This is a genomic window from Amycolatopsis rubida, assembly GCF_900115345.1.
Classification (GTDB): domain Bacteria; phylum Actinomycetota; class Actinomycetes; order Mycobacteriales; family Pseudonocardiaceae; genus Amycolatopsis; species Amycolatopsis rubida.
In genome coordinates this window covers 869,249-885,007 of sequence record NZ_FOWC01000001.1, presented here as the reverse complement: position 1 = coordinate 885,007, position 15,759 = coordinate 869,249, and the positions used below count along the sequence as shown (strand labels likewise).

General features: G+C 67.7%; 14 protein-coding genes, 1 tRNA gene and 1 pseudogene. 1 reads left to right on the top strand and 15 read right to left on the bottom strand.

Translation table 11 applies throughout. The features are described from left to right. Positions 1-33: 33 nt before the first annotated feature. From pknB to BM362_RS04345, 7 genes are all read right to left on the bottom strand, one after another. On the bottom strand, positions 34-2,025 hold the full coding sequence (gene pknB / locus BM362_RS04375) for a Stk1 family PASTA domain-containing Ser/Thr kinase (RefSeq protein ID WP_067578739.1): 1,992 nt from the start codon (positions 2,023-2,025) through the stop codon (positions 34-36). Then, positions 2,022-3,257, bottom strand: a complete 1,236-nt coding sequence (locus tag BM362_RS04370; RefSeq protein WP_067578381.1) for a serine/threonine-protein kinase — start codon at positions 3,255-3,257, stop codon at positions 2,022-2,024. The genes pknB and BM362_RS04370 overlap by 4 nt, the downstream gene beginning before the upstream one ends. Before the next feature lie 3 nt (positions 3,258-3,260). Then, positions 3,261-4,724: a peptidoglycan D,D-transpeptidase FtsI family protein gene (locus BM362_RS04365; protein WP_067578383.1), complete on the bottom strand. Its 1,464-nt coding sequence runs from the start codon at positions 4,722-4,724 to the stop codon at positions 3,261-3,263. Beyond that, positions 4,721-6,208, bottom strand: coding sequence for an FtsW/RodA/SpoVE family cell cycle protein (locus BM362_RS04360; protein ID WP_093572268.1), 1,488 nt, complete (start codon positions 6,206-6,208; stop codon positions 4,721-4,723). Before BM362_RS04360 ends, BM362_RS04365 begins: the two co-directional genes overlap by 4 nt. Next, a complete protein-coding gene (locus tag BM362_RS04355; protein WP_067578386.1) occupies positions 6,208-7,584 on the bottom strand; it encodes a PP2C family protein-serine/threonine phosphatase in 1,377 nt (458 codons plus the stop codon). Before BM362_RS04355 ends, BM362_RS04360 begins: the two co-directional genes overlap by 1 nt. Next, the gene (locus BM362_RS04350) at positions 7,581-8,042 is read right to left on the bottom strand and encodes an FHA domain-containing protein FhaB/FipA (RefSeq protein ID WP_037718919.1); all 462 of its coding nucleotides are present in this window, start codon (positions 8,040-8,042) and stop codon (positions 7,581-7,583) included. The genes BM362_RS04355 and BM362_RS04350 overlap by 4 nt, the downstream gene beginning before the upstream one ends. Positions 8,043-8,144: 102 nt before the next feature. Continuing rightward, a complete protein-coding gene (locus tag BM362_RS04345) occupies positions 8,145-9,371 on the bottom strand; it encodes an FHA domain-containing protein (protein ID WP_067578740.1) in 1,227 nt (408 codons plus the stop codon). Positions 9,372-9,501: 130 nt separating this feature from the next. Between BM362_RS04345 and BM362_RS04340 the strand changes: the two genes are divergently transcribed. Beyond that, positions 9,502-9,584, top strand: a tRNA-Leu gene (locus BM362_RS04340). A gap of 261 nt (positions 9,585-9,845) precedes the next feature. Here BM362_RS04340 and BM362_RS04335 read toward each other — a convergent pair. The 8 genes and pseudogenes from BM362_RS04335 to BM362_RS04300 form a co-directional block, all read right to left on the bottom strand. Continuing rightward, a pseudogene (locus BM362_RS04335) lies at positions 9,846-10,157 on the bottom strand (hypothetical protein); the annotation flags it as partial. A gap of 559 nt (positions 10,158-10,716) precedes the next feature. Next, positions 10,717-11,343 (bottom strand): hypothetical protein, encoded by a 627-nt coding sequence (locus tag BM362_RS04330; protein ID WP_143132381.1) that lies wholly within the window; start codon positions 11,341-11,343, stop codon positions 10,717-10,719. A 54-nt stretch (positions 11,344-11,397) separates the two neighbouring features. Then, the gene (locus BM362_RS04325) at positions 11,398-12,030 is read right to left on the bottom strand and encodes a hypothetical protein (protein ID WP_093572265.1); all 633 of its coding nucleotides are present in this window, start codon (positions 12,028-12,030) and stop codon (positions 11,398-11,400) included. Positions 12,031-12,260: 230 nt separating this feature from the next. Then, entirely contained in the window at positions 12,261-13,109 is an 849-nt protein-coding gene (locus BM362_RS04320; protein WP_093572264.1) for a hypothetical protein, read from the bottom strand. Then, entirely contained in the window at positions 13,106-13,591 is a 486-nt protein-coding gene (locus BM362_RS04315; RefSeq protein ID WP_244287037.1) for a hypothetical protein, read from the bottom strand. The genes BM362_RS04320 and BM362_RS04315 overlap by 4 nt, the downstream gene beginning before the upstream one ends. A gap of 18 nt (positions 13,592-13,609) precedes the next feature. Next, positions 13,610-14,524, bottom strand: a complete 915-nt coding sequence (locus tag BM362_RS04310) for a hypothetical protein (RefSeq protein WP_093572262.1) — start codon at positions 14,522-14,524, stop codon at positions 13,610-13,612. Continuing rightward, a complete protein-coding gene (locus BM362_RS04305) occupies positions 14,521-14,892 on the bottom strand; it encodes a hypothetical protein (protein WP_093572261.1) in 372 nt (123 codons plus the stop codon). Before BM362_RS04305 ends, BM362_RS04310 begins: the two co-directional genes overlap by 4 nt. 93 nt (positions 14,893-14,985) lie before the next feature. Further along, positions 14,986-15,759, bottom strand: coding sequence for an ESX secretion-associated protein EspG (locus BM362_RS04300; protein WP_093572260.1), 774 nt, complete (start codon positions 15,757-15,759; stop codon positions 14,986-14,988).

Here is a 15,759-nt window from a genome sequence, read left to right as displayed (position 1 = left end):
CCGTGCGGGCCCTCCTGACGAATGACGAGCGGGTCAGCCGCCGTTGTTGTTGCGGATCCCGCCCGGCGGGAAGATCCCGCCGCCGGAGCTCGACGTCGGCGGGCCGCTGCCGTCGTCCTCCTTGATGGTCAGCGTGATCGCGTCGGTCGGGCTGATCTGACTGCCTGCCTGGGGGCTCTGCTTCACCACGGTGTAGGGCTTGCCGCTGCCGGACGAGGTCGACTGCGTCTGGACGCTGCCCGACCAGCCCAGGCTCTGCAGCTTCTGCGTCGCCTGCTCCTCGGTCATCCCGGTCAGGTCCGGCATCTTGATCTGCTGCGGGCCGGACGACACGGTCAGCTTCACCGTGCTGTTCGGGGGCAGGTTGCCGCCGTTCGGCTGCTGGTTGATGACCTGGTCCTTCGGCTGGTCCGAGGCCTGGTCGAGACGCTTGACCTGGAAACCGGCGTTCTCCAGCGTCTGCTTCGCCGACTCGTAGTCCTGGCCGACCGTGTTCGGCACCGACTTCTGGTTGACGCCCGACCCGACGACGATGTCCACCGGTGTTCCCTCAGGGCTTGAGGAGTTCGCGGTCGGGTTCTGCGACACGACCTTGCCGACGTCGCTCTGGTTGTCGACGGGCTGCGAGGTCGTGTTGCCGAGCTTCAGCTTGGCCTGCTCGAGCGCCGACTTCGCGTCGTCCGGCGACTTGCCGCGCAGGTCCGGCACGGTGGCGTTGCCCGGCTTCATGCCAACGGTGAGGGTGATCGTGGACGAGGTCGACACCATCGCGCCGACCTGCGGATCGATCGCGATGACCTTGCCGATCTGGTCCTCGGAGCACGTCTGGCCGCCGGGGTTGCTCGCCTCGGGTCCGCACACCACCGTCTTGTTGTCCGCGAACGACGAGAAGCCCGCCTGCTGCAGCTGCGCCTTCGCCGTCGGCACCGGCGTGTTGACCACCGGCGGGATCTGCGCCTCCTTGTTGGCGTCGCGGAACGATCCGGACAGCCACACGATCAACAGCACCACGCCCGCCACCAGCAGCGCGGCGATCGCCGCGAAGATGATCCGGCGGCGGCGCTTGGCCCGCGGGTCCTCATCCGGCTCGTCGGCGTAGTCGTCGTAGGCCTGCGGCTGGCGCCGGTCGGCGTTCATCACCTGGGTGCGCTCGTCGTCCGACATCACCATCGGGGCCGACGGACGCTGCCCGGACAGCGTCCGGACCAGGTCCGAACGCATCTCGGCGGCCGACTGGTACCGGTTCGCCGGGCCCTTGGCCAGCGCCTTCAGCACGACCGCGTCCAGCTCCGGGGACACCGCCGGGTTCACCGACGACGGCGGGTTCGGGTCCTCCCGCACGTGCTGATACGCGACCGCGACCGGGGAATCGCCGGTGAACGGCGGCTCGCCGGTGACCAGTTCGTACAGCACGCAGCCCGCCGCGTAGACGTCCGACCGGGCGTCCACCGACTCGCCGCGCGCCTGCTCCGGCGAGAGGTACTGCGCGGTGCCGATGACGGCCGCGGTCTGCGTCATCGCCGACTGGCCGTCGTGCATGGCGCGCGCGATGCCGAAGTCCATCACCTTGACCGCGCCGTTCTTCGTGATCATCACGTTCGCGGGCTTCACGTCGCGGTGCACGATGCCGTGCCGGTGGGAGAAGTCGAGCGCGGCGCAGACGTCGGCCATGACCTCCATCGCACGCTTCTGCGACAGCGGGCCCTCGGTCTTGACGATGTCCCGCAGCGTCCGGCCTTCGACGTACTCCATCACGATGTAGGGCAGCGGCCCGACGTCGGTGTTCGCCTCGCCGGTGTCGTACACGGCGACGATCGCGGGATGGTTCAGTGCGGCCGCGTTCTGGGCCTCGCGCCGGAACCGCTCCTGGAACTGCGGATCGCGGGCGAGGTCCGCGCGCAGGACCTTGATCGCGACTTCCCGGCCCAGCCGCACGTCGTGCCCGTGGTGGACCTCGGACATACCGCCGTACCCGAGCGTGTCGCCCAGCTCGTACCGATTGGAGAGCAGTCTGGGTGTCGTCATCGCTTCGTGCCGTTCCATTCCGTCCAAGGTGTGGTCATCATGCCTTGCAGGCCCTGGGCCTCGCTCGTACCGGCCGGGGTGGCTGAGGTCGGTCCGCTCCCGCTGTCCACGCTTCGCGGCGGTCCGCCGTTGCCGCCCGACACCACTCTCGCGATCAAGAACGCCAGGGCCACCAGGACCACGACGATGACCACCGCGAGCAGCACCCACCAGCCCCACTGGTTCCGTTTCGGCGGCGGACCCGGCGGACCCGGCGGAGCCTGCAGCGGCCGGAACGCCGGGTTGGAACTGGGTCCGACCGGTGCGCCGGCCGCCTGCGGCACTGCGGGCGGAACCGGTGGCACCGGAGGTGCCTGGCCCGCCGCGTAGGCGGCGTTGACCAGGCCGAGCGGGGTGGGCAGCGGGCGGCCAGCGCGGACCGCGGCGATCGCGCCGGCGAACTCGCCGCCGCTGGCGTAGCGCTGCCGGGGGTCCTTCACGAGCGTCGCCTCGATCACCGCCCGCGCGCCCGGCGGGACGTCCGGCGGCAGCGGCGGCGGGACGTCGCGGATGTGCATCATCGCGACCGTCACCGCGTTCTCGGACAGGAACGGCCGGTGCCCGGCGAGGCATTCGTACCCGCACACCGCGAGCGAATAGACGTCGCTGGCCGGTTCCGCGTCCTGGCCGAGCGCCTGCTCCGGCGCGATGTAGTGCGCGGTGCCCATGACCATGCCGGACCGGGTGACCGGCGCGGCGTCGGCGGCCTTGGCCACGCCGAAGTCGGTGATCTTCACCTTGCCCGCGGGAGTGACCAGGATGTTGCCCGGTTTCACGTCGCGGTGCACCAAGCCCTGCTCGTGCGCGGCCTGCAGCGCGGTGCCCGCCTGCTCAAGCAGATCAAGTGTGTAGTCCGCGGTGAGCCGCCCGTGCTTGGCGAGGATGCCCGCCAGCGGATCGCCCTCCACGTACTCCATCACCAGGTACGCGATGGACAGGTCCTCGTCGACCGTCTCGCCGTAGTCGTGCACCGCGGCGATCCCGGCGTGGTTGAGCGAGGCGGTCATCCGCGCCTCGGTCCGGAACCGGTGCAGGAATTCGGCGTCGCCGGACAGCTCGGCCTTCAGCACCTTCACCGCGACGATCCGGTCGAGCCGGGTGTCGCTCGCCTGCCAGACCTCGCCCATCCCGCCGACGGCGATCCGGTTCGTCAGCTTGTAGCGCTCGGCCAGCAGCTGACCCGAGGACAGCATCGGCTATCCACCCCCGAGCCGGGCGGCGATGGCGGCACGGCCGATCTCGGCGGCCACCGAGCCGCCGGTCGCGGCGAGACCGCGGTTGCCGCCGTTCTCGACGATGACCGACACGGCGATCTGCGGGTTGTCCGACGGCGCGAACGCGGTGTACCACGCGTGCGGCGCGGTGTTCTTCGAGTCGACGCCGTGCTCGGCGGTACCGGTCTTCGACGCGATCTTCAGCGCGTCGTTCTTGCCGCCGCCCTTGGTGAAGGACTCCGACGCGATCATCATGTCGGTGAGGATCTTGTCGTTCTCCGGCGACAGCGCGGGCTTGCCGGTGAGCTGCTCCGGGTCGACGTTCTCGACCGTCGACAGGTCCGGGGCCAGGATCGACTGGATCAGCTGCGGCTTCATCGCGTAGCCGTTGTTCGCGACGGTCGCCGAGAGCAGGCAGTCCTGCAGCGGGGTGAGCCGGACGTCGCGCTGGCCGATGCCGCTCTGGTAGAGCGCACCCGGCGAGTCGAGCGCGCCGACGGTCGAGCCGACGACCCGCATCGGCACGGTCAGGTCGGTTTGCCCGATCCCGAAGTTGGTCGCGGCCGCCTTCATTTTGTCCGCGCCGAGCTGGCCCGCGAAGGTCGCGAACGGGACGTTGCACGAATGCGCCAGCGCGTCCTTGAACGTGTTGCCAGGGCAGGTTTCGCCGCCGTAGTTCTCCAGCGTCCGGTTCGTGCCCGGCAGCTGGACGTTCGGTGCGGTGTTGATCTGGGTGTCCGGGCCGATCCCGCTCTCCAGCGCCGCGGTGGCGGTGACGATCTTGAACGTCGACCCCGGCGGATAGTTCTCCGAGATCGCCCGGTTCAGCATCGGGTTCTTCGGGTCCTTGGAGTAGGCGTCCCACGCCTTGTTCTGGTCGGTGCCGTGCGTCGCGAGCTGGTTCGGGTCGTACGAGGGGGTCGAGACCATCGCCAGGATCCGGCCGGTCTTCGGCTCCATCGCGACCACCGCGCCGGTGTAGCCGCGCTGCGTCATCAGGTCGTAGGCGGCCTTCTGCACCTTCGGGTCGATGGTGAGCTTCACGTTGCCGCCGCGCGGATCGCGGCCGGTGACCATGTCCGAGAGCCTGCGCACGAACAGCCGAGGGTCCGACCCGTTCAGCACGTCGTCCTCGGCGCGCTCCAGCCCGCCCGCGCCGTAGTTGATCGAGTAGTACCCGGTCACCGGGGCGTACATCGGGCCGTCGGCGTAGGTGCGGAAGAACTTGAACTTGTCGGTCGAGGGCTTCACGCCGGCGAGCACGGTGCCGTCCGGGGTGACGATCTGGCCGCGCTGACGGGAGTACTCGTCGTAGAGCACGCGCTGGTTGCGCGGATCGGTGCGGTAGGTGTCGGCCTTGATGACCTGGACGTAGGTGATGTTGGCCAGCAGCAGCACGATCATCGCGAGCATCGCCATGCCGACCTTGCGCAGGGGGGCGTTCACGCGGTCCTCCCGTTCGGGTCGCCTTCGGCTGGCGGACGCCGCACCATGACGGTGTGCGCCTCGGCGATCGGAGCCTGCGGCTGCTGCGGCTTCGGCCGGGAGGCCGGCCTGCGCGCCGCGTCCGAAATGCGCAGCATCAGGGCGACCAGGATGTAGTTCGCCAGCAGCGAAGAGCCGCCGTAGGACAGGAACGGCGCGGTGACGCCGGTTTCTGGAATGAGCGCGGTGACGCCGCCGACGACTACGAAGATCTGGATCACGATGGTGAAGGCGAGCCCGCCGCCGAGCAGTTTGCCGAACGTGTCGCGCACGGCCAGCGCGCTGCGCATGCCGCGCATCGCCAGCAGCATGTACAGCACCAGCACCGCGGCCAGCCCGATGAAACCGAGTTCCTCGCCGATCGCGGCGGTGATGAAGTCGGTGCTCGCGGCGGGCGGGATGTCCGGACGGCCCGCGCCGAGCCCGGTGCCGCCGACGCCGCCGGTGCCGAGGCCGAACAGGCCCTGCGCGAGCTGGTAGCTGCCGCCCAGCACGTCGTAGCGCGGGCCGGTGGGGTTGAGCCAGTTCTCCACGCGCTGCTGGACGTGGCCGAAGAGGTTGTAGGCGATGAGGCAGCCGCCGACGAAGAAGGTCAGCCCGACCACGACCCAGATCGCACGCTCGGTCGCGACGTAGAGCATCACCAGGATGATGCTGAAATACAGCAGCGACGTGCCGAGGTCCTTCTCGAACACCAGCACGCCGATCGCGACGGCGGCGGCGATCAGGATCGGGCCCAGATCACGAGCGCGCGGCAGTTCCACGCCGAGGAATTTCTTGCCCGCCACCATGAACAAGTCGCGTTTGGACACCAGGAACGACGCGAAGAAGACCATCAGCAGCAGCTTCGCGAACTCGCCCGGCTGGATCGAGAGGAACGGCAGCTTCAGCCACACCTTCGCGCCGCCCGCCTCGGACAGGCTGGCGGGCAGCACCGCGGGCAGCGCGAGCGCGCCGAGCCCGACCAGGCCGCAGATGTAGCTGTAGCGGGTCAGCGTGCGGTGGTCGTTGACCACCACCAGCACGATCACGAACAGCACCAGCGAGACCGCGGTGAACAGCAGCTGCTTGGTGATTTCCGGGGTGTAGTCGTAGCCCCGCTGCGCTTGCGACTCGGCCTTCGCCAGGTCGAGGCGGTGAATCATCACCAGCCCGATCCCGTTCAGCAGCGCGACGCACGGCAGCAGTACCGGGTCGGCGTACGGGGCCCACCGGCGCACGGCGAGGTGCGTCGTGGCGAGTACGCCGAGGTAAGCGAGACCCACCCACAGGATCGAGAGCGTCAGCTCCTGCTCCTGGTTGGCCTCGACGATGACCAGCGCGAGCGTGACGATGCCCGCCGCGAACGCCAGCAACGCCAGCTCCGTGCCCCTGCGCTTGGGGAGGTCTCGCGGCGGATTCGTGGCGAACTGGGCGGACGTCGGGTCGGCCAGTGGCTGGCCCATCAGTTACCGCCCCCCGTCGGCGGCGTACCCGCCGTCGAGCAGTCCCTCCCCGCAGGCTGGTTCGCCGACGAAGGCGTGCCGCCCGGCGGCGCCACGCTGGACGAGGGCGCGCCCGACTGCGGGGTGCCCGGAGGATTGGCCGGTTTGCAGTCCGACAGCTTCTTCTTGAGGCGCAGGAAATCGTCGATGTACTTGCGCGCGTCGTCGAGGCTTTCGCGCTTCACGCCGTTCTGCACGGCGATCCGCGCGTCCTCCTGCAACGCGGAGACGCGGAGCTTGTCGGTGCACAGCTGGCCCGGCGGGCACGAGCCCTGCTCGAGCGAGTGCAGGTCGATGCCGAGGATGCTGCCCGGGACGCCGCGGTAGATCACGACCTCCTGATCGGGGCCTTCTCCGACGTAGTACTGGCTGAGCACGAAGTATCGAGTCGCGATCGCGGCGGCGCCCAGCACGATCAGCACCACGACCGCCCCCACGAGCCAGCGGAACCGTTTCCGCCGTTTCGCTTTCGGGTCCTCCGGTGGAGCCTGCTGCTCCGGTCGCGGCTGCGGCGACGGCTGAGTCAGCGCGCGCGCCCTCGCCGCGGGGGAGTCCCCCTGATGCATCTCGTCGCTGCCGTCGCCCGCGGCTCCGCCCACGATCGGGGCGTCGTCGCCGAAATCGACGTCGACCACGTCGGCGATGATGACGGTCACGTTGTCCGTGCCGCCGCCCTTGAGCGCCAGCTCGATCATCCGGTCGGCGCAATCCTGCGGATCCGGGATCTGCACGGCCTCGGCGAGCGTTTCGTCGCTGACCATTCCGGACAAACCGTCGGAGCAAATCAGGTACCGGTCACCGGGACGCGCCTCGCGCACGGTCAGGCTCGGCTCGACCTCGTGTCCGGTGAGCGCCTTGAGCAGCAGCGACCGCTGCGGGTGCACGGCGGCTTCTTCCGGCGTGATGCGGCCCTGTTCGAGCAGTTCGTTGACGAAGCTGTCGTCGCGGGTGATTTGGGCGAACTGCCCGCCGCGCATCAGATACGCGCGCGAATCGCCCACGTGGACCAGACCAAGTCTGCTTCCCGCGAACAAGACAGCGGTGAGCGTGGTGCCCATCCCGTCCAGATCCGGGTCCTGGGACACCAGCTCGGCGATCGCCGCGTTGCCGTTCTGGACGGCTTCGCGAAGCTGGGCGAGCAGGTCGTCGCCCGGCTCGTCGTCGTCGAGCGGGGCGAGCGAGGCGATGACGACCTTGCTGGCCACCTCACCTGCGGCGTGCCCGCCCATGCCGTCGGCGAGCGCGAGGAGACGCGGGCCGGCGTACACGGAGTCCTGGTTGTTGGAACGCACCAGGCCCCGGTCGCTGCGGGCCGCGTAGCGGAGGACGAGAGTCATGGGCGAAGCTCGATCACCGTCTTGCCGATCCGGATGGGGACTCCGAGCGGGACCCGGAGGGGTGCAGTGACCTTAGCCCGGTCGAGATAGGTCCCGTTCGTCGAGCCCAGATCTTCCACGTACCAGTCCTCCCCGCGCAGCGCGATCCGGGCGTGCCGGGTCGATGCGTAGTCGTCGTCGAGCACCAGCGTCGAGTCGTCGGCCCGGCCGATGAGGATCGGCCGCCCGTCGAGCGCGATGCGGGTGCCGGCGAGGGCCCCGTGTGTGACGAGGAGTTGCTGCGGGGCCTTGCTGCCCCGCGGCTTCTTCTCTTTGTTCCGGCGGAAGGAGGGCACCTGGACCCGGAGGCCCGACGCGGCGTAGAGGTCCGAGCGCACGACTCGGAGCGCGGCGAACACGAAGAGCCAGAGCAGCACGAGAAAGCCCACTCTGGTGAGTTGAACGACCAGCTCTGGCACTTGTTGTGTCCGCTCCCGCCTGTGCCTGCAAGCCGCGGCGCCACGCGCGCCGCGGTTCCCCCCGCATGACAATTCTGCGGGAACCCTGTGGACGGTCTGCGATCAGCCCTGGGTTCGGAACACCAGAGACGAATGACCCACCCGGATCACGTCGCCGTCCGCCAGCTGCCACGTCTGCACCGGAGTGCCGTTGACCGTGGTCCCGTTGGTCGACCCGATGTCGGCGAGCGTCGCGCTCTGCCCGTCCCAGGTGATCTCCAGGTGCCGCCGCGAAACGCCGGTGTCCGGGAGCCGGAAGTCCGCGTCCTGCCCGCGGCCGACGACGTTGCCGCCCTGCTTCAGCGAGTAGGTGCGGTTGGAGCCGTCGTCCAGCTGGAGGCTCGCCTGAAGCTGGCGGCCCGGGGCCGGAGCGCCCTGCTGCGCGTACGGGTCCTGCCCGTAGGCCGCCTGCGGCTGGCCGCCGTACTGGTCGTACCCGCCCTGCTGCCCGTAACCCTGGTCGTAGCCCTGCGCGGGCGGCTGCCCGTAACCCTGGTCATAGCCCTGCTGCGGCTGCCCGTAGCCCTGGTCGTACCCGCCCTGCGGAGCCTGGCCGCCGTAACCCTGGTCGTAGCCCTGCGCGGGCGGCTGCCCGTAACCCTGGTCGTAACCCTGCTGCGGCTGCCCGCCGTAGCCCTGGTCGTACCCGGGCTGACCCTGGCCGCCGTACTGGTCGTAGCCCTGCGCGGGGGGCTGGCCGCCGTAGCCCTGGTCGTAGCCCTGCTGCGGCTGACCGCCATAACCCTGGTCGTACCCGGGCTGCTGGCCACCCTGCTGTCCGTAGCCGTACTGGCCCTGCTGGCCGTACGGGTCACCCTGGTCGTATTGGCCGTAGCCGGGGGGCTGGCTCATTGGTGGGTCTCCTGCGTTGCTGGGTCGTGCCGACCGCGACGGCCCTTCCCCCGCAGTGTCGCGGGCGTCGGGATCGACGGACGAACGGGTCTTGAACTGTCCAGTATGCAGCGCCTCGTTGCGCTCGAGTGATACGACGACGTCACCATAGGTGTCCCAGCCCTGCGCGGCGAGGTGTTCCGCCACCGCCCTCGCGAGAACCCCGGTGACCCGCTGCTCATCGCCGGCCATGCGATCGTGGTCAGCCGCCCCCAACGACACGATGTAGTGATTCGGGGCGAGCTGCCGACCGCCTGCCAGCTCACGAACGTTCTCCTCGCCTTCCCTCTCGAGCGCAACCGCCACTTCCTGCGTGACGACGTTGCCGCCGAACATGCGCGCGAAAGTATTCCCCACCAGGTTCTCGAGTCGCCTGTCAAAGCGCTCAACGCGACCCACCGGGGACAACCTCCTCACACGTGTGCTTCCGCATCGATCCTATCCGGGGGAGGAAGGGTTGGGCATGCCCCCGGTGAAACCTGTCAGAAGGCCCTGCTAAGCTTTGCTGGCTGCCGCAAGGAAGCAACTCGGGCGAGTGGCGGAATGGCAGACGCGCACGGTTCAGGTCCGTGTGTCCGAAAGGACGTGAGGGTTCAACTCCCTCCTCGCCCACCGTGGGATCTTCACAGAAGGTCTGCAGGTAGGTTTACAGAACTCCCGCTCGGCTCTGGCCGGGCGGGAGTTTTGCGTTGCGGGGCTGTCTGGCTGCGGCTCACCCGGTCGACGGGAGTGGTCCAGGACACATTTTCCTGGGTGGGGTGTCCTGCGGGAGGCGTCGAACCGGGCCAGCGGCTGATGTGGACCGGATTCCGGGCAGGGGTTACTGCCTGACCGACCGTGTGTGATTCGGGTTCGCGGGAGTGGGATAGAAGGTCAGCCGGGTGGGTCGCCGAGGAGGTTGGCACGGCGTCGGGCTCGGATCCGTGTCGGTTTCGGCGGCGCGGGGGTTGTGTCTGGTTCGTGGAGGAATTGGGCCCAGGGGTCGGGCAGGTAGCGCAGGGCGTGCCAGTGGCGGAGCTTGACGAGGTTGTAGCCGAGCATCGCGAAGACCAGCAGGAGATTGTTCTTGACGGTGCCGAAGACTCGGGTGAAGCCGAGTTCGAGGTGCATGCGGTGGGTTTTGAGTTCGGCGTTGGTGGATTCGATGGCGTTGCGGCGGTGGTAGTCCTGTGCCCAGACGGTGCGTTGGCGTTCGCGGGGGGTGGTCGGTGGGTGCGACTGTGACGGTCAGGCCGCAGGGTTTGCCCGGTGTGCATGCGGTGGTCGGTCGGGCGTGTGACAGTCGCATGGACCGTGGAACGTTCGGGCAGCGGACTTTGCCTGCGAGGGCGGGGCCTTTGAGCCGCTGGTAGCCGTCCTTGTCGCGGGCGCTGTGCGACGTAAAGACGTAGGACACGTTTGTCGTATCTGACGCGGAGTCTTGCTTGCGTTTGAAGCCGGGGAGGTCGCGGAGTCCGGCAGGGAGGGCTTCGGAGTAGGTGCCGCCGTCGAGCCAGATCATGCCGGGTTTCGGCCCGGGGGCGGTTCCGCGCTGATTGGGGTGCAGGTCGCCGATGACGTCGATGTCGCGTTGCCACAGTGGCCAGACGAAGCTTTCCGGTTTGCAGGGGTGTAGCCGCCGGTCTGCGGCGCTCTCCCGGATTTCGCGGCCACGGACGGAAGCCATCATGCAGTACATGGGGACGGCTCACAGTTCGGTCCAGAGTGACCCACGATGCTAACAGCCCGCGTCGGCTCGGATTCCTCATTTTGCGAAGGCCATCGCAAAACGTGTCGTCCAGCCCCCGCCTTGCCGCCGTCGGAGGTAGCGGCAAATCACATTGATGCGGTGACGGGTGAAAATATTCCCGAGGGCTTGGCTGTCAAGCTCTCGTGCGGCCTCTCGACACGGCTCCAGGAGGACACGCTGATCGCCCGGTTCGTCGTACCCGGTTTCATCGAACTTGCGTTTCAGATATTCAACGAACCCCTTCTCCTGCTCGGTGCGCGCAGATGCAGCTCCGAGCTGGAAGCGGTACGTATCAAGCGTCAACCAACGAGTCACGCCTATCTTCATCGCCTCCGCGATAACCGGCTGCATCAAGCGTTCGGCGGACCAAGCCAAACCCGCCGTCCTCACCTCCTTGAGGACAACGGCGACGCGATCGAATGCATCGTCGACCTCCTTCTCCGCTGCGCGCGGCTGGCGTTCACCGAGAAACCGGGCGGGAATCACGGGCCTGCGCCGGTAGTCCAGGCGGCCCGTCCGCTCGTCCCAGGAAACGGTGTACCGGCTGGCTTCGGCCACCCATCGAGCGATCCGATTTTCCCGGTTAATCGTGTCGACAACGGCATCTCGGGCAGCGTAGGCAGCCTGGGCGAGGTCAGACAATGCACCGCAGAGTCCGTTCAGGTGGCGAATCGCTCCGCGGGTGCTCTCCTCCCTTTACCGTAGTCGATCCAGCAGCCCGCCTCGACTCGCGACTACCACAACGGCGACCACCGCCGTGATCGCTCCTAGGACTGAGGGCAGAGGCCGGTTCGTCGTCCACACGTACATCTCGACGATCTGTCGCCATGCCTCGGGAACGGAGACCCAAGGCGGGCGAAGCCACATCGCTGCGGCCATTGCGGTCGCGAGGGACACCATCGTGTTCCACCGGCCAGCCAGGAACAGAAGTCTCGCGCCCCATGCGAGTACTCGATTCACTGCGACCGCACGGAAAGCATGGCGCTCCAACCGCGCCAGAGGGATGTGCGGGGGCGCAAGCGCTTGCCCGGCCCTCCAACACGCCCGCATTGTGCGGGAACTGTCCGGGACAGCATCGATTTGGCCGGGCCGCGCTCCGCCCACCCGCAGCAACCGGCCACCGAGCCGAACAGTCCACCACAGGGAGACCCGGTGACTGCTCACCCGCCACTGCACCCGGAACAGCACCTTCCATGCCCTGCGCGCAAGGAACGACACCAGAGCCGCTGTGGCCACCACATATGCCGTGTACCGAACCGGCCACCACGGCACGGCGAGGTCGATACCGTTGTAGAGCTGCGCCAGCAGCCAATGCACGATCTCGTCCATTGCCAATCCTTTCCGCCGCGCTGCTGGACGGAACGCGGCTGTAGCACGGCGAAACATTTCGGGCTGCGCGGCGACGCTCCAGCGTCATGCCGTGCTCGGGGGGAGTCGTTCAAGCGCGAACCAGGTCGGCTATGTGACTGGCTCTATCGGCAATGACGCACTGGGCTTTCGCGGCAGGTGGTCGCGTTCGTCGGCCTTGCCCGCCACTATGAGCTTCCTCGGCTCGCGAGTCAGAACACGTCGTTGACGTCGGGCCGAGGGACGTTGAGGTCGCAGTACGAGTACAGCTCCGTCCGTTTGTCGTCGGTGTTCTGCGGGATGTGCTGGAGCGGCACGATCCAGGTGCTGCGCTCACCAGGCGAGCATGACGGACTTGCCGGAGGCTGCTGAGGACTTCCCACCGGGTTGCCTTTGCCGTCGGGCGGGACCAGGTCCCCTCCCACGATCTTGCCGCTCGCGTCGCGGAACACGACGGCGGTGCGGCGGCTGGACAATGCTCGGCAGTTGGTCGATTTTTCGGTGTAGCGGATGGCGTCGGCCGGAGGGGATGCCGGTACTCGGCTGGTGGATTCGTAGATGGTTGTCGCCGGGGAGAACGAGCCGAGCGCGACGTTCGGCAGCCAGGTCGTGGTCTGGACGTCGATATCGGCCGAGTCGACCTTGTCGTTCCCGCCGACGTTGATGAGCGTCCTCCCGATGCCGATGCGTTCGCCCGGACGCATCACAGGGATCTCCATGGTCATCGGGGCACCTTGGATAGGACCGGGCGGAAGACCGTTGACCGAGACGACTACTTTGAGCGCGACTTTGGTTCGGTAGGCGATGCGGTCGCTGGTGTTGCGCAGCACCGCTCCCATGCTCGCCAGACCGGACGACGACACGCCTTTTTCCACGACTTCGATCCCGCCCCCGGTGGGCCCGGTCTTCGCCGACACCGGTTGTTCCCGCACCGAATTCGGGATGTCGCAGGGCTGTGCCGCCGATCCGCCGCCTCGGGTGGTCAGCACCACCGCGACAACGCCAGCAGCTACTACCAGCAGCGCGACGACCGTGACCAGGAGGAGTTTGCGTTTGGTCATTCGTAGTACCGCTTCTTCAGCTCGTCCACCTGGGACTGGAAGTCCTGGATCAGCTTCGCGGCTGCTTCGGATGCGCCTGCGGCGAACTGCTCCTCCGGCACGTCCCGCATGGTGCCGGGCTTGACGTGCACCGAGAAGTTCTCCATGCCTATTGCGGAGATCGTGATCCGCTCGTCGCTCGACTTCCCGATCGCCTCGACCTGGGCCCGGTCGGCGAAGAAGTTCGAATCACGAAGATCATCGGCATCGATGTTCAGGTCCGTCTCGTCGATCGCTGCCCGGTACTGTCGCTGCCATCCGGCCCACAGGAGTCGTGCGATGCTGGCCAGTGCGTTCTCCAGCGCGGATTCGTCGATGAATTCGTAGACGCTTTCCCCGAACGACACGGTGATGTCCGTGCGCCGGCGCAGCTCCGCTTCGATCTCGGTCCCGGGCGCGTGTACGCGGACTCGAATGCCGTCGAGCCTCTCGGCCAAATCCATCACGTTCCCCTCCTGTCGTCAGTCCGACCGGCCCATGCCGGTGTCGCTGGCCAGGTCGTGTTCGTTCATCCCGGCGAGCTTCGGGCGGGCGGAGACGAGCTTGTCCTTGTTCGCGCGCACGGCATCGGTCAGCGCTCGCACCTTGTCGGCGATTTGCTGCGTCTCGACCTCCTGGATGTGCCGGGTGAGGTCGTCTGCCGCCTGCTTCATCGAGTTGATGATCGTGTCGACCGAGTCGCCGGATGCGGTGATGTTGGCTATGCCCGCACTGCCTATTGAGGCGGCTGCTCCGATGGCGGCGAGCGGCACGACGCCCCCAGTTGCGATAGCGACGACGACGCCGCCGATCGCGCCGACCGCGGAGAGCACCGAGAACCCGAAAGTCCACTGGTTCTTGCCGCAACCGCCAGCGTTGTCCAGTGCGTTCTTCGTGTTCTCCGCGATCTTGTCGATATCGTCACGAGCTTTGGCCCACATCGCCTGGTGCGCTTGGAGCACGCCTTTGAGGGTGGACAGCACGGTGAACTGGTTCCCGGCGACCGTTTTGAAGGTGTCGATGAAGTTTGCTTTGAACGCCATGGCGGCCTCGCCGGTCCAGCCTTGCAGGTAGCCGCCGTCGGTGGTCATCTTGTCCAGATTCGGGTTGGCCAGGGTGACGTTGCTGGTGAGTTCGGTCGTGTGGACCGACCCGGTGTTCAGCTTGGCCATGGCCGCGTTCAGATCGGCGATCAGCGGATCGTAGCCTGCGGGGTCGGGCATTCTGGAGAACGGCTCGAACATCGATTCGATAAATGCGTAGTGCTGTCTGAACGGTTCAGGGTCACGAATGACCCCGGATTGGGTCGCGTACCTCTGATCGTGGTCCTTGATGGCCAGCTCGACAGCTTTGTCCTTGATGTCTTTCGCGTGTTGCATCAGCTGGTCGAAGGTCACAGCTTGCCGTCCAGGGCCTGGTCGAGTCGCGCGCGGCGATGCAGTTCGTCGCTTGCGGATTGGTCAGTTCCCGCGTAGTGCTGGGCTGCTGTGCCCAGCGCTGCGGCGGTGTCGTCCAGGTTCGTTTTGGTTTCCTTGAGGAACCCGGTCATGGTCTCGTGGAGATCGAGATATGCCTGGTGCACCGGACCGAGTGCACCGCCGCCGAACTGCTCCGGGCGACGCATGGCGCGATCGGCCCCGCCGAGGACGCGATCGCAGCTGCCGATCGCGTCGCCGTAGTCGGCTGAGACCACCGGGAAGTCGACCTTGGCCACTTTTTCCAGTTCATACAGGTCGACGCCGAATTCTTTGCCTTGATGAACCATTTCCCGCCCCCTCAATCGTCTTTTGCCTTCAATTTGGCTAGTGCTGACTGTTCGGCTGCACCTGCGCACGGGCCCGCCCTCTCCACGAGCGTGTTAGCCGCGGAGCAAGCGGAGAGTGTTTTCGAGTGTTCCGGTGATGTATTCGGGGTTGCCGGGTCCGCAGGCGATGTCGACCTCGCCGTGGGCGTTGTCCCGGAGGTAGGTGAGGACGCGGCCGTGGTCGAGGCTGTCCACTGCGGTCAGCGGCATGCTGGCGGACCGCCCGCTGCCGGTGCGAGCAGCGACGAACAGCTGGTGGCTGGCTTCCCGCCGCGACGTCATCAGAGCACGGAGTTGGTCGACCGGGCTGGTGACGGTGTAGTCGCTGCTGGTGTCCAATGTGTACGAGTCGTTGCTCTGGCCCCGGTCGTACTCGGCTTTCGGGACGGTGATCTCGTTGATGTTCGCGGCCGGGAAGTCCGGCAGCCCGTCGACGACGGCGCGGACCAGCTGATTCGCGCCGATCGCTGTCAGGGTGAGCTGCTCGTCCTCGACGGTGGCCAGCACGGCGCTGCGGCCGGTCAGGACCGCGAGCAGGGCGCGGTCGCGGCCGTGCCGGTCGGCCGACCAGCCGTAGCATTCGGCGTCGGCGTTCGCGATCGCCAGCATCAGGTCGCGGAACTCCCCGGTGACCCGGCCGGTCCGCAGGTTGTAGAACCCGGGCTCGGCCAGCACCTGCCGGGTGAGGTCGTCCAGGCGCGCGGCGGCGCCGTCCTCGACCCAGACGTCGACAATGCCCAGCACCGGATGCGTCGGGCCGATCCGTTCCCATTCCCAGGCTTTCGCGACCGCCAGGCGCGGCAGTGCCACTGGTCCGTCGAGCAGCAT